The 13,379-nt window shown below is 71.0% G+C and carries 10 protein-coding genes; 7 read left to right on the top strand and 3 right to left on the bottom strand.

Annotated elements, in window-relative coordinates; genetic code table 11:
• Positions 1 to 11 precede the first annotated feature (11 nt).
• Both cysD and DFJ69_RS07810 read left to right on the top strand, forming a co-directional pair.
• Positions 12 to 926 carry a sulfate adenylyltransferase subunit CysD gene (gene cysD, locus DFJ69_RS07815; protein WP_116021855.1) on the top strand — a complete coding sequence of 305 codons (915 nt, stop codon included), beginning with the start codon at positions 12 to 14 and terminating at the stop codon, positions 924 to 926.
• Between the two features lie 2 nt (positions 927 to 928).
• Positions 929 to 2,197 (top strand): sulfate adenylyltransferase subunit 1, encoded by a 1,269-nt coding sequence (locus DFJ69_RS07810; RefSeq protein ID WP_116021854.1) that lies wholly within the window; start codon positions 929 to 931, stop codon positions 2,195 to 2,197.
• Here DFJ69_RS07810 and DFJ69_RS07805 read toward each other — a convergent pair.
• Complete coding sequence (locus DFJ69_RS07805) at positions 2,181 to 3,674, bottom strand: nSTAND1 domain-containing NTPase (protein ID WP_116021853.1); 1,494 nt, start codon at positions 3,672 to 3,674, stop codon at positions 2,181 to 2,183. The two genes, DFJ69_RS07810 and DFJ69_RS07805, sit on opposite strands and share 17 nt — an antisense overlap.
• A gap of 208 nt (positions 3,675 to 3,882) precedes the next feature.
• Here DFJ69_RS07805 and DFJ69_RS07800 point away from each other — a divergent pair, with 208 nt between their 5' ends.
• From DFJ69_RS07800 to DFJ69_RS07790, 3 genes are all read left to right on the top strand, one after another.
• Positions 3,883 to 5,334, top strand: a complete 1,452-nt coding sequence (locus DFJ69_RS07800) for a vanadium-dependent haloperoxidase (protein WP_116026478.1) — start codon at positions 3,883 to 3,885, stop codon at positions 5,332 to 5,334.
• Between the two features lie 161 nt (positions 5,335 to 5,495).
• On the top strand, positions 5,496 to 6,443 hold the full coding sequence (locus DFJ69_RS07795) for a glycosyltransferase family 2 protein (RefSeq protein ID WP_116021852.1): 948 nt from the start codon (positions 5,496 to 5,498) through the stop codon (positions 6,441 to 6,443).
• Positions 6,444 to 6,529: 86 nt separating this feature from the next.
• Positions 6,530 to 7,306, top strand: a complete 777-nt coding sequence (locus tag DFJ69_RS07790) for a WecB/TagA/CpsF family glycosyltransferase (RefSeq protein WP_245974140.1) — start codon at positions 6,530 to 6,532, stop codon at positions 7,304 to 7,306.
• A 19-nt stretch (positions 7,307 to 7,325) separates the two neighbouring features.
• On the opposite strand, the gene DFJ69_RS07785 is transcribed toward DFJ69_RS07790, so the two are convergent.
• Both DFJ69_RS07785 and DFJ69_RS07780 read right to left on the bottom strand, forming a co-directional pair.
• Positions 7,326 to 8,960 (bottom strand): tyrosine-protein kinase domain-containing protein, encoded by a 1,635-nt coding sequence (locus DFJ69_RS07785; protein WP_116021850.1) that lies wholly within the window; start codon positions 8,958 to 8,960, stop codon positions 7,326 to 7,328.
• A 126-nt stretch (positions 8,961 to 9,086) separates the two neighbouring features.
• Positions 9,087 to 10,184 carry a hypothetical protein gene (locus tag DFJ69_RS07780; RefSeq protein WP_116021849.1) on the bottom strand — a complete coding sequence of 366 codons (1,098 nt, stop codon included), beginning with the start codon at positions 10,182 to 10,184 and terminating at the stop codon, positions 9,087 to 9,089.
• A 279-nt stretch (positions 10,185 to 10,463) separates the two neighbouring features.
• On the opposite strand from DFJ69_RS07780, the gene DFJ69_RS34160 reads away from it, so the two are divergent.
• Positions 10,464 to 11,813, top strand: coding sequence for an O-antigen ligase family protein (locus DFJ69_RS34160; protein ID WP_170177570.1), 1,350 nt, complete (start codon positions 10,464 to 10,466; stop codon positions 11,811 to 11,813).
• A complete protein-coding gene (locus DFJ69_RS34155) occupies positions 11,810 to 13,369 on the top strand; it encodes a lipopolysaccharide biosynthesis protein (protein ID WP_170177569.1) in 1,560 nt (519 codons plus the stop codon). Before DFJ69_RS34160 ends, DFJ69_RS34155 begins: the two co-directional genes overlap by 4 nt.
• Positions 13,370 to 13,379 lie beyond the last annotated feature (10 nt).

Raw genomic sequence — 13,379 nt, 5'->3', positions numbered from 1 at the left:
GGCCCTGATAAATGCAGCGCAGTGACTATCTGCTGTCTCAGCTCGATGTCCTCGAGGCCGAATCCATCCACATCATCCGGGAGGTGGCCGCCGAGTTCGAGCGGCCCGTCCTGTTGTTCTCGGGCGGCAAGGACAGCATCGTGATGCTCCGGCTCGCCGAGAAGGCGTTCTGGCCCGCCCCGATCCCGTTCCCGGTGATGCACGTCGACACCGGGCACAACTTCGACGAGGTGATCGAGTTCCGGGACCGGAGGGTCGCCGAGCTCGGGGTCCGGTTGGTCGTCGCCTCCGTCCAGGAGTCGATCGACAAGGGACGGGTGGTGGAGGAGACCGGCAAGCGGGCCAGCCGCAACCGGCTGCAGACCACCACGCTGTTGGACGCCATCGAGGAGCACCGGTTCGACGCCGCGTTCGGCGGCGCCCGCCGCGACGAGGAGAAGGCCCGCGCCAAGGAGCGGGTGGTGTCCTTCCGCGACGACTTCGGCCAGTGGGACCCCAAGAACCAGCGTCCCGAGCTGTGGAACCTCTACAACACCAAGATCCGCCAGGGTGAGCACGTCCGGGTGTTCCCGCTGTCGAACTGGACCGAGCTGGACGTCTGGGACTACCTCCGGCGCGAGGCGCTGGAGATCCCGTCGATCTACTTCGCGCACACCCGCACGGTGTTCGAGCGCGACGGCATGCTCCTGGACGACAACCCGTACGCCAACCGCGACGAGGACGAGCCGGCCTTCGAGGCGATGGTGCGCTACCGCACCGTCGGCGACGCCAGTTGCACCGGCGCGGTGAAGTCCTCGGCCGCCACGTTGGACGAGGTCATCGAGGAGATCATGGCGACCCGCATCACCGAGCGGGGCCAGACGCGCGCCGACGACCGCACCAGCGAGGCCGCGATGGAAGACCGCAAGAAGGAAGGCTACTTCTAGCCATGGCCATGGACATTCTGCGGTTCGCCACGGCGGGCTCGGTCGACGACGGCAAGTCCACACTGATCGGGCGGCTGCTGTACGACTCCAAGTCGATCTTCGAGGACCAGCTCGAGGCGGTGGAACGCACCAGCGCCGACCGCGGCGAGGAGTACACCAACCTCGCGCTGCTGACCGACGGCCTGCGGGCCGAGCGGGAGCAGGGCATCACCATCGACGTCGCCTACCGGTACTTCGCGACCCCGCGGCGCAAGTTCATCATCGCCGACACCCCCGGGCACATCCAGTACACCCGGAACATGGTGACCGGCGCCTCCACCGCCGATCTCGCGATCATCCTGGTGGACGCCCGCAAGGGCATCCTGGAGCAGTCCCGGCGGCACGCGTTCCTGACCACGCTGCTGCGGGTGCCGCACCTGGTGGTGGCGATCAACAAGATGGACCTGGTCGACTACGACGAGACGGTGTACCAGTCCATCCAGGACGAGTTCACCGCGTTCGCCGCCAAGCTCGACATCGGCGACCTGACGTTCATCCCGATCTCCGCGCTGCACGGCGACAACGTGGTGGACCGCTCGGTCAACACGCCCTGGTACGACGGGCCCTCGCTGCTGCACCACCTGGAGCACGTGCACATCGCCTCCGACCGCAACCTCATCGACGTGCGGTTCCCCGTGCAGTACGTGATCCGCCCGTACAAGTCGACCGACCCGGAGCTGCACGACTACCGCGGTTACGCGGGCCAGGTCGCCGGCGGCGTCCTCAAGCCCGGCGACGAGGTCGTGCACCTCCCGTCCGGGCTCACCACCCGGATCACCCACATCGACGGCCCCAACGGCCCGGTGGACGAGGCGTTCCCGCCGATGTCGGTGACGCTGCGGCTGGCCGACGAGATCGACATCTCCCGGGGCGACATGATCGCCCGGCCGCACAACCGCCCCGAGGTCGCCCAGGACCTCGACGCCCTCGTCTGCTGGATGGCCGACGACCGGCAGCTCACGCCGCGGATGAAGCTGGTGATCAAGCACACCACCCGCACCGCCCGCGCCATGGTCAAGGACGTGCACTACCGGCTCGACGTCAACACCCTGCACCGGGACGAGCAGGCCCCCGGCCTCGGCCTCAACGAGATCGGCCGGATCACCCTGCGCGTCACCCAGCCGCTGTTCGTGGACGACTACGGACGCAACCGGCTGACCGGCGGCTTCATCCTCATCGACGAGGCCACCAACGGCACCGTCGCCGCAGGCATGATCACCTCCGCGAGCTGACGGGGCCGTTGTCGCCCGGACGCTGCGGTGGGCGCAACGTCCGGGCGAACCGAGCCGCCAACGCCGCGTAGCCGGTCAGCGCGGCCGAGCGTCGGACCGGTCGCGGCGTGGTCTCGGGCGCCTCTGCGCCGGGAACGCCGATCACGGCCTCGTGCGCGAGCGACAGCGTGCCCTCGTCGGCGACCAGCAGCCGGGCGTCGACGAGCGCTCTGATGACGGTGCTCGTGACGGGCGGCGCGAAATCCAGCTTGCCCCGCGGGCAGGGGCGGGGGAGCCCGCCCGACAGCCCGCCGAACGCCGTCAGGCGTTCCAGGACGGCCTCCGCGGTGACGCGCTGCAACGGCGCGAGGTCGCGCAGCGTGCTCCGCGCGGTCTGCGCCACCAGCCCCGGCACACCCCCGAACGATCGGTAGCCGTCGAGGGACATGACGAACCCCCGCCGACGTCGCCACACCTCGGCGAGGGCGAGGCGCGCGAACGGCAGGCCGCCCGGCCGGTGGACGGTGTCGTCGATGAGCGAGAGCATCAACGCCCGTTCCACCACGAGACCGTGCGCGTCGGCCGGCTCGGTGATCATCGCCTCCAGGTCCCCTGCGGTCATCGGGGTCACCCGTACCCTGGCCTCGCTCAGCACCCGGGCGAGCCACGGGTCGCGCAGACATGGGCCGACGTGGTCGGACCGTAGACCCAGGACCAGGCGGACCCGGTCGCGCGGATGGGCGGCGGCTCCGGCCAAGGCGTCGAGGAAGGCGGTCCGTTCGGCCGCGGGACGGTCGAAGACCCGCTCGAACTGGTCGACCACCAGGAGCCGCTCCGCCCGGTCCGCACCGGCGTGGGACACGCGAGGCAGGAGCGCGGACGCACGGCGCGCGCCCGTCCTCGGTGCGCGGTGCAGGAGGTGGGCGCGTTCGGCGCTCAGGTGCGCCAGTCCTCCGGTGAGCTCCGTGAGCGGGGACCGGTCGCCGGTGAGTCGGACGACGACCGTCGTTCGACCGTGGGATCGGCCCCCCGGGAACGCCGCGCCGAGCAGCGTGCTCTTCCCGGCCCCCGAGGGACCCGTGAGGGCGGTGACGCCGTGCCGGGCCACGCCGGCATGGAGGCGGTCCACCAGCTCGTCCCTGCCGAACACCGGGGCGGGCGCGGCCGTGTCGTCGGACTCCGGGCGCCGATAGGGGTTGGGGCTCGAAGGCGGCGACGGGTGAGGCGCGAGGGCCAGGTCCGCCGCCACGGCGCGCCAACGTCCCTCCCACTCGCGGACATCGCCGCCGCAGGCGCGCACATAGGCCAGGGCGACCGCGAGGGTGGGCAGCCGCCTCCCCGCCGCCGCCACGGACAACGAGGTCGGTGAGTAGTGGACGCGGGCCGCCATCTCCCGGTAGCCCGGTCGGCCGGCCCGGTCGCGCAGTCGACGCAACTCCCAGGCGAAGAGCTGGACGGGCCCCTGGCTCGGATCAACGGCCCGCTCGGGACGTGGCACGCGAGGCTCCTGACATTGATCAGTCAATGATGATCAAGCCTGCCAGCCGAAGCGCAACAAATCGACCGATCGCAGCATGGTTGCCGATTCCGGACAAAAGGGCGGAGGTCTTGGCCGCCCCCGCTCCGGCTGTCCCATGGAGAGGTGACCAGTGCGCTCCACCCGGCGTTTCCCACGCATCACGGCGGCCACGGCCGGCGTCGTGACCATGGCGGCCTCCCTCATCGGAGTGCTGCCCGGCTCTGCGGCCGCCGCCACCATCGACCACACCGTCTACTGGAACGGCGTCCTCCAACAGGCGTACCGCGAGGCCACCGGCACGGGGGCCGGCCCGACCACACTCTCGCGCGCCGGCGCCATCATGCATTTGGCGATGTACGACGCGGCCAACTCCGCCAAGTGCACCGTCAGCGCGGCGAGCTGCCTCGGCAAGCCCTACCTCACCAAGGTCACCGTGCCGGCGGGACAGACCGCCGACATGGAGACCGCCATCGACCATGCCGCCCACCGGACGCTCACCGCCCTGTTCGGCGCCCGGTTCGACGACGAGCTGACCGGGGCGCAGAACACCATCGACCCCTCCGTGCCGCAGGCCCAACGCGACCAGGCGCGCTCCATCGGACTGCAGGTCGCCCAGGCGATGCTCGACGACCGGGCCGACGACGGGTCCGCGAACGACACCCCGTACACCGCGGTCACGGGGCCGGGGCATTGGAGGGCCACGAGTTCGGGCCCCGCGCTCGGCCCCAACTGGGGGGCCGTCAGGCCGTTCGCCATGACGTCGGGCTCACAGTTCCGTCCGGGCCCGCCCGGCGGCTTCGCCTCGATGGGCGCCCTGCTGGCCAGTGACGCCTACAAGGACCAGGTGGCCGAGGTGGCACGGCTGGGCTCGGTGAACTCCTCCCAGCGCACCGCCGACCAGCGGCAGCAGGCGTTCTTCTGGGCCAACGACGTGGACGGCACCTACAAGCCGCCGGGCCACCTGTTCGAGCTGACCGAGATCATCGCCAAGCAGGAGCAGGTCTCGCCCTCCGGGCGGGTCAAGCTGTTCGCGATGGTGGCCATGGCCATGGCCGACGCCGTCATCGCCGCCTGGGACGCCAAGTACCGGACCGACATCGACCTGTGGCGCCCGGAGTCCGCCATCCGGCACGGCGACCAGGTGCCGGGAAGCGTCCACGACCCCTACTGGTCGCCGTTGTCGGTGAACGCCGCCGGCCAGCGGTTCTCGCCGCCCTTCCCGGCCTACGTGTCCGGGCACGCCACCCTCGGGGGAGCCTGGGCGAAGGTGATGTCATGGTGGTTCTTCGGTAATGACAACATCACCTTCACGGCCACCACGGACGACCCGAACGCCCAACGGGTCACCCGCCAGTTCACGAGCTTCTCCGCCGCCGCCCTGGAGAACGCCCGCAGCCGCATCTACCTCGGCGTTCACTACCAGTGGGACGCCGACTCCGGAATCCAGACGGGGAACGGGGTCTCCGACCACGTCACGGCCGGGTTCTTGGGCGTGAACCAGTCGTCCACGTGGCTGCGCTTCGGCAACGGCACGCAGTCGTGGTGCGAGAGCCAGGGGCAGAAGTTCGTCGACGACCACCGCTGGGCGGAGTACCAGTGCGTGGCCGAGGTCGACCGCTGGATCCTGTCCGTCCGCTGACACCGCGACCGGACCACGTCGCCCCCGCGCCGATCTCGGCGCGGGGGCCGGCGCGGTTCGGGTCCTCTCCCCGAATGCGCACGCCGAACGCAGGCGCCGGAACCCTTGGTTCATATAGCCTGACCAGTTGCGAAACCGTATATGTCGAGGAAGGTCCCCCCATGGCGAACAAACCCCCCTCCGCTGCGGGCGCGGCCACCGAGCCGCAGGGCGCCTTCCCTTCCGTCGGTGTGGTGATCCCCACCCGTGATCGCCCCGAAATGCTGCGTCGCGCCCTGTCCGCCGCCCTCGAACAGGACTACCCCGGCGAGTTGCGCGCCGTCGTGGTGTACGACCGGTCCGAACCGGATGAGAGCCTGGCCTCCGACCGGGTGCAGGTGATCGTCAACCGGCGCACCCCCGGTCTGGCGGGGGCCCGCAACAGCGGCATCGACGCGCTGGACACGGACCTCGTCGCCTTCTGCGACGACGACGACGAATGGCTGCCCGGCAAGCTCGCGGCCCAGGTGGAGGCGCTGCGGGCCGAGCCCGAGGCGATCCTCGCCACCACGGCGACCGTGATGGACTTCAACGGGCGGAGCATCCCCCGCCGGGCCGGTCTCGACCGGGTGGAGTACACCCATCTGCTCCGCGACCGGCTGTTCATGCTCGGCTCGTCGACCTACCTGGCCCGCCGGCTGCCGCTGCTGGAGATCGGCCTGGTGGACGAGTCCATTCCCGGCAGCCAGGGGGAGGACTGGGATCTCGCACTGCGGGCGGCGCGACGACACCCGATCGTCAACGTCGACCATCCCTACGTTCGCATCCTCTGGGGGACGACCTCCTACTACGCGCAGGCGTGGGACATCAAGATCGCGGCGCTGCACTGGTTCCTGGAGCGGTACCCGGAGATGGGCTCCGACCCCGCCGCCGCCGGCCGGATCTATGGCCAGATCGCCTTCGGACACGCCTACAACCGCCGTCGGCGCGAGGCGCTGCGCTGGTCGGGCCGGGCGTTGCGGGCCAACTGGCGGGAGCGGCGGGTGCCGGTCGCCCTCGCCGTGACCTCCGGCGCCGTCTCCGGCCGTCGGGTGCTGCAGACCCTGAACGCGCGGGGCCGCGGGATTTGAGACTCGGCGGACCGTGTGTCCGATGCGTGGGACGCTGTGCTGATCGTGGGGGTTCGCCCTGCGATGCGACGAGAGGAGGCGATTCCTTGGGCGGTGGGGAAACCGTTGACGTGATGGGCCTGCGGGTCAGCCGCGTGGACGTGCCGACGCTGCGGGAACGCATGGTGCGGGCGGTCCTCGACCGCGAACCGCTCACCATCACGTTCAGCAACCCGAACTATGTGATGGCCGCGCGCAAGGATCCGGCGCTCCGCGACGTCATCAACGGCTTCGACCTGAACCTGGCCGACGGCTGGGGCGTCGTCCTGGCGAGCCGCCTCCTGGGCCGGCCGGTCGGCCCCCGGATGGCCAACGACGACCTGACCGACGAGTTCTTCGGCGAGTCCGTCCGGCGGGGCTGGCGGGTGTTCCTGTTCGGCAACGCGCCGGGGGTCGCCGACCGGGCCGCGAGCAACCTGTGCCGGTGGTATCCGGGGCTGGAGATCGTCGGCACCCGGCACGGGCACGTGGCCGGCGCCGACGGCCGCATCCCGGCCGAGACGGAGCGCCGGATCGTCGACATGATCAACGAGGCCGCTCCGGACGTGCTGCACGTCGGGCTGGGCACGCCGTTGCAGCAGTGGTTCGTCGCGAACAACCGGCACCGGCTCCAAGTGCCGATCATCGTCACGTGCGGCGCCTACTTCGAGCATCTGGCGGAGCGCCGCGACTACTATCCCGCCTGGGTCACGCGGTTGCGGCTCGGGTGGTTCTATCGGCTGGTCCGGGAGCCGCGTCGCCTGTGGCGCCGCTACACGCTGGAGTTGGGCGCGTATCTGCTCCTTCTCCTGGCGTACCGCGTCCGCCGCTGGAGGACGGGCTGACGGCGGCGGAGGCCCGCGCTCAGGACCACAGGATGCGGTGGCCGCTCGGAGAGTCCTCCTCGTCGGCATCGTCGCCCGACGACTTCTTCGCGGGCGCGGGCGCGGGTGTGTCGCCCGCGTCGAGCGCCCCCTTGGGCACCGCCGGCACGTCGTCCGAACCGATGGCGCGGACGGCGACCGGCGGCGCGGTCGCGGGGCGTTCCGGCTGGTCGGGAAGGACCACGGCGCCCAGCACGGCCGCGCCCATGCTGTGAACCTGTCGGACGCCGTCGCGGACCTGGTCATAGCGGGTCCGTGGCGTCTCCACCACGATCAGCGCGGCGTCCGCCAGGTTGGCGATGGCCTGGGCGTCGGCCCCCAGCGAGGTGGACGGCGCGTGGATGACGGTGTAGCGGGCCTTCTTGCGCAGATACTCCACCAGCGTGGGCATCTGCTCGCTCTGCAGCTTCTCGACGGCGAGGTCGGCGTCGGCGCCGGGGGAGATGACGGCCAGCGACGACACCATCGAGTTCTTGCGCACGACCTTCGAGATCGGCGCCTTGCCCAGCAGGACCTCGGCGAGCCCCGGCTCCCCGGGCTGGCCCAGGAGGTCGCTGGCGACCTTGGAGTGCAGGTCCGCGGACAGGAGCAGGACGTTGGCGCCGGTACGGGCGAGCGCGGCGGCGATGTTGGCCGACACCGCGCCGGCGCCGGGACCCGGTGAGGCGCCCGTGACGAGCAGGACGTGGTTGCCGTGGCCCAGTGTCGCGGCGAGCGAGTGGCACAGTTCGTGGAAGCTCTGGCCGGTGCGACTGCGCGCGGGCAGCAACCCGAGCGCGTCGTCCCCGCGGCCGCCCGGAACGTCCAGGAGCACGGGAAGGTCCAGGACCCGTTCGACGTCCTCGGCGCTGCGGATGCGCCGGTCGGTGCGGTCGAGCCAGACCGCCAGCACGACGCCGAGCAGCAGGCCGGCCACCAGCCCGCTCGGCAGGTAGCGGGTGAGGCTCGGGTCCGAGGGGGCGGTCGGCATCCGGGCGTGCGTGATGATCTCGCCCGCGTTGATCCCGGCCGCCCGCACCCGGATGTCGGACAGCTTGGTGTTCAACGACTGCATCTGGGCGACGATGAGCTGGCGCTCGATCTTGTCGGTCACCGTTTCCAGCCGCCTGGCCAGGCTGGTGACCTGCTTCTCCAGCGAGGTCATCTGGCCCACCATGACGTCGGTGGCGTTCTCGCGGCGGAAGTCCAGGTACGCCTGGGCGAACGCGTGCGCCTTCTCCCGCGCGCCGGTCGCCGTCGTCGCCTCCGCGGTGATGTAGAGGATCGTGGAGTTGTCGGGCACCGTGACGGTGACCGTGGACGCCAGCGTCGTCGGCGACTTGTTCGTCTTCAGCGCCTTGGCCGCGCGGCTGGCGACCAGGAACGAACGGACCCGTTGCGACTCGGTCTGGAGATTGACGTCGGAGTTGCGGCCGGACTGGCTGCCGCTGTCGATCTCGGTGGGGGTGACGTTGACGACCGTGAAGGAGGAGTAGGTCTTGGGCAGCAGCACCACCATGAGGGCGGCCAGGCCGACGCCGAGCGCGGAGGCGGCGCCCACCACCCACCACCGGCGCCTGAGCAGTGCGATGTAGTCGGCCAGTTCACGCGAACCGGCAGCGGACGTGGCGTCCATGTGACTGGCTGGCCCTCCTCTTCCGGCCGCCGGAACCGGTGACCGGATTTAACATACCTTGACGTTGACAAATGTCGTCCGGGAGACGCTCTCGCCCGAGCGGTCGAATCTCGTGACGGACCCGGATCAGGTGCGCCGCCACAGGTGGAACAGCACCACGCCCGCCGCCGTCGCCACCCCGCCGCCGAAGATCCCCAGGGCGAGCGTCGTGTTCGCGTTCGCCTGTCCGGCCTCGCCGACCGGCGTCGCCGGCTCCGCGATGTCGGAGTTGGCCCGGCCGGGCAGCGGGACCTGCCAGATGGGCTGCCGGCTCCCCTCCGAGTTGATCACCAGGGCGGAGCCGTCGGCGGTGAACGTGACGCCCTCTCCCTGCCGCTGCCGGGGCAGGGGGATCTCGATCGGGGGATCGGTCAGCGACTTCGCCACGTTCCCGTTCCGGATCCACCACAGGTACGCGGTGTCGGCGTTGCGGATGACGATCCGGTCGCCGGTCGGGGAGAACGCGCCCCCCGACGCCCCCTGCACGGGCAGGGAGTCCACCACGGGCCGGAGCGGGTTGACGCGGTCGGTGGCCAGTGGCGCCTTGGCCAGCCACAGTCGGGCCTTGAGCCCGGCCTTCTCGGTCTTGTCCGCCACGAAGACGTGGCCCGCCCCCGGTTGGACGAGCAGCGTCTCGGCGTTGCGCCCGCGCATTCCATCGGAGTAGGCCAGCTCGTGGACCTGGACGCCGGTGGCGGGGACGGCGCCGGTGGACTGCGCGTTCGGCTCGGTGAACCGCACCAGGCGGAAGCGGGTGCGGGGAGTCCTGCCGGTCTGTCGACGGGCCAGGAAACCATCGCCGAGGTCACCGACGTAGACGTGGCGTCCACCGTCCGCGAGTCGCACGGTGGAGATGTCCTCCCAGTCCTCGTTGAGACCCGTGGGCAGGCTCACGGTGAAGCGCGTCTGTCCTCTGCCGTCCAACCCGTAGACGTCCGTGGAGCGCGCCGCGTCCTGGTGCGTGAAGAGCACGTCACCGGTTCCGCCCATGGCCAGGCCGCTGGCGTCGGTGATGCGGGCGTCGGCCACGACGCTGATGATGTGCGAACCGACGTCACCGATGGCCGACTCCGGCGGCGTCGGTTCGACGCCCGGTGCCGCCGCGGCGGGTCCGGCCAGCGCGAATCCGAGGGCGAGGGGCGCCGCGAGCAAGACGGGCGGCACGCTGAGCGGGCGGATGCGCATTGTCGTCTCTAGCCTTTTCGGGGGTGTCTGGGGTGTTCCGAGCTTACGAGGTGATGAACGTCTTGTAGTCTCCGGATCGGACGAAGCACCCCGAAGTGGAGTCCACCCCGCCCTCCGCCGCCCGGCCGGCCCGGGCTGTCCGGTGCCGGTGAAGCGGGACGCTCGTCGCAGAGGGGAGAGTGTACGGTGAACGCCCCCTACATGGTGGTATGCCCGGTCGAAGTGGGAGGCCGCACGGCCCTTCCGGCCGTACTCCCCACCGCACGGGGCTGATCGTCGATGGCGCTCGTCCTGGCGAAGCCCAAGCCGTCCAAGCCTTCCACGGCGCAGCCTCCCGCCCCCACCGAGGCCGCGGGCGGACACCTGCTGCCGACCTGGCCGATCACCATGGTCTTCGGCTGCTACCCGGTGCTCTGGGTGCTGGGCCTGGGGGGCTTCGCGGGCACGGTCGGCGCGGTCCCGATGCTCGCGATCCTGCTTCAGCGGCGCGGCCTGCGGATTCCGCGGGGGTTCGGGCTCTGGCTGCTGTTCATGCTGTGGATGGCCGTGGCGGCCAGCCAGCTCGACAGCGGCGGCAGGTTGATCGGGTTCGCCTTCCGGTACATGAACTACGTCGCCGCCACGGTCTTCCTGGTGTACGTCTACAACTGCTCGCGCACCCGGCTGCCGCTGAGCCGGATGCTCGGCCTGGTGATCATGTTCTGGGTCTGGGTCGTCGCCGGCGGATACCTGGGCGTGCTGGTGCCCAACGGCTCGATCAGCACGCCGATGGCGTCCCTGCTGCCGGGCGGTGTGGTCAACAACGAGTTCGTGGGCGAGTTGGTCAGGCCGCGCTTCGCGGAGGTGCAGCAGCCCTGGGGCGCGCCCCGACCCTTCGAACGGCCGAGCGCGCCCTTCCCCTACACCAACACCTGGGGGAGCCACTTCGCGCTGCTGATGCCGTTCGTCCTGTTGTACATGCGCACCGCGGCGACTTGGTGGAAGCGGCTCCTGGTGGTGGCGGTCGGCGTGGCCGCGCTGATCCCCGCGTTCGCCACGCTCAACCGCGGGATGTTCCTGGCGATGATCGCGGGAATCGGCTACGCGGCCCTGCGCTTCGGCGGACGGGGCCAGGTCAAGTGGATGGCCGCGGTGGTGATCGTCATCCTCGTGGGCTTCGCCGTGGCGCAGGCCGTCGGCGTGGGCGAGGTCATCCAGTCCCGCACCGAGTACAGCGCCACGAACAGCACCCGCGGGGCCATCTACCAGGAGGCGTTCGACCGCACCCTCGAATCGCCGGTGGTCGGGTACGGTGCGCCCCGCCCCTCGAAGGTCCTGAATCTCTCCGTGGGCACTCAGGGTCAGGTCTGGAATGTGATGTTCTCCTTCGGCTTCCCCGCGCTGGCCCTGTTCCTGGCCTGGATCTGGGGTCTGGCGCTGCGGACGCGCAATGCGCAGGGTCCGCTGCTGTGGCTGCACGTGGTGCCGGTGATGGCGTCCTTCATGGTCTTCTACTACGGGCTGGACGGTACCCAGCTCATTCTGATCTTCGTGGCGGGAGCGTTGGTGCTGCGCGAGTTGGAAGCCGCCGAGCCGCGGCGGTCCTCCGGCCGGGGATCCCCCCGTACGGCGTCGGTCGGTGGCCGATGACGGTGCGTGCGGAGCCGGCCTCCGGCGGCCGGCAGGGGCACCTGCGAGAGTTCGCCCGCGGCGGTCTGATCGGGCTGGCGGGCTCGGTGGTGGCGGCGGCGGCGGGATTCGTCCTCACCGCGGTGGTCGCCCGCACGCTGGGCCCGGCGCGCACCGGCGTGTTCTTCAGCGTGGTCGCGCTGTTCATGATCCTGACCGAGGTCACCGAGCTGGGCGCCGACACCGGTCTGGTGCGCTGCGCCGCCCGGCTGCGGGCCCTCGGCCGGATCGCCGAGGTGCGGCGGGTGCTGGCGGCGTCGCTGCTTCCGGTGCTGGCGGTCGGGGTGTTGACCGGATCGGCGGTGTTCGCCGCGGCGCCCTGGCTCGCCGGCCTGCTCGCCGACGCGCCGTACCGGGATGAGGCGGAGACGTTCCTGCGCCTGTGCGCGCCCTTCCTCGCGGTGTCCGCGGCGCGCAACGTGGCGTTGTCCGGGACCCGGGGCCTGGGCGACATGACGTCCTTCACCTGGCAGGCGAACGTGCTCACGCCGGTCAGTCGGCCGTTGCTGATCCTGGCGGTCACCTGGTTGGGGTACGGCGCGAGCACGGTCATGCTCGTCTGGTCCGTCCCCATCGGGGTCACCTTCGTGGTGGCGGTGCTCGTCCTGTGGCGGCTGGTACGTCGACTGGAACGGGAACCGGTGACGACTCCGGCGACGCCGCGGGAGCCGGGGGAGCCCTCGGCGGTCCGCGAGTTCTGGGGCTTCTCCGGGCTGCGGGGCGTCGCGGCGGTCCTGGAGATCGCCGTGGTCTGGTTGGGCGTCCCCCTCGTCGCCGCCATGGCTTCGAGCCACGACGCCGGGGTGTACGCGACGCTCGGCCGGTTCATCACGACGGGGACGCTGGTCCTGGCAGCGACCCGGATCGCGGTGGGACCGCAGATCGCGGGTCTGCTGGCCCGGAAGGAGCGGCACGAGGCGGAGGAGCTGAACATGGTGGCGACCGCCTGGGTCGTCGCCGCGTCCTGGCCCCTCTACCTGGCGTTGGCGGTCTTCGGTCCCTTCGTCCTGACGCTGTTCGGGGACGACTTCGCCGACGGGGCGGACGCGCTGGCGATCCTGGCCGTGACGATGGCGGTCGTGCTCGCCACCGGCAATGTGCAGACCGTCCTCCTCATGGGCGGCAAGAGCTCGTGGAACCTGCTCGACAAGGCCATCGTCGTGGTGGTCATGCTGGTGGCCCACGTGGCGCTGGTGCCCTCGTTCGGGGTCGTCGGGGGAGCGGTGGCCTGGAGCATCGCCATGCTCCTGGACGGTCTGCTGGCCGTGGTGCAGGTGCGGTACCTGATGGGGGTGCGGCTCCGGACACGGACGCTGGCGCCCGTGATGTGCTGGGCGGTGCTGTGGTTCGGCGGTCTGGGGCTGCTGTTGCGCGCACTGCTGGGCACCTCCGCGCCGGTGTTCGCCCTGTACCTGGTGACCGCCGGCGCCGGCTACGGGCTCGCACTGTACCGGCAGCGGCGGGTCCTGCACGTGGACGTGATGACGGCCGCGCTGAGGAAGGGCCGCAGCAGTTGACCGAGAAGGG

The sequence above is a fragment of the Thermomonospora umbrina genome (genome assembly GCF_003386555.1).
Classification (GTDB): Bacteria; Actinomycetota; Actinomycetes; order Streptosporangiales; family Streptosporangiaceae; genus Thermomonospora; species Thermomonospora umbrina.
Note: the sequence above shows the minus strand (reverse complement) of the source record. Positions and strands in the feature narration are given on the sequence as shown.

What these genes read in the sequence shown, in the direction of transcription:
- DFJ69_RS07780 (WP_116021849.1), bottom strand. Translation starts at nt 10,184, where the DNA reads ATGCGCATCCGCCCGCTCAGCGTGCCGCCCGTCTTGCTCGCGGCGCCC.
- DFJ69_RS07795 (WP_116021852.1), top strand. Translation starts at nt 5,496, where the DNA reads ATGGCGAACAAACCCCCCTCCGCTGCGGGCGCGGCCACCGAGCCGCAG.
- DFJ69_RS07785 (WP_116021850.1), bottom strand. Translation starts at nt 8,960, where the DNA reads ATGGACGCCACGTCCGCTGCCGGTTCGCGTGAACTGGCCGACTACATC.
- DFJ69_RS07800 (WP_116026478.1), top strand. Translation starts at nt 3,883, where the DNA reads ATGGCGGCCTCCCTCATCGGAGTGCTGCCCGGCTCTGCGGCCGCCGCC.
- cysD (WP_116021855.1), top strand. Translation starts at nt 12, where the DNA reads ATGCAGCGCAGTGACTATCTGCTGTCTCAGCTCGATGTCCTCGAGGCC.
- DFJ69_RS34160 (WP_170177570.1), top strand. Translation starts at nt 10,464, where the DNA reads ATGGCGCTCGTCCTGGCGAAGCCCAAGCCGTCCAAGCCTTCCACGGCG.
- DFJ69_RS07810 (WP_116021854.1), top strand. Translation starts at nt 929, where the DNA reads ATGGCCATGGACATTCTGCGGTTCGCCACGGCGGGCTCGGTCGACGAC.
- DFJ69_RS34155 (WP_170177569.1), top strand. Translation starts at nt 11,810, where the DNA reads ATGACGGTGCGTGCGGAGCCGGCCTCCGGCGGCCGGCAGGGGCACCTG.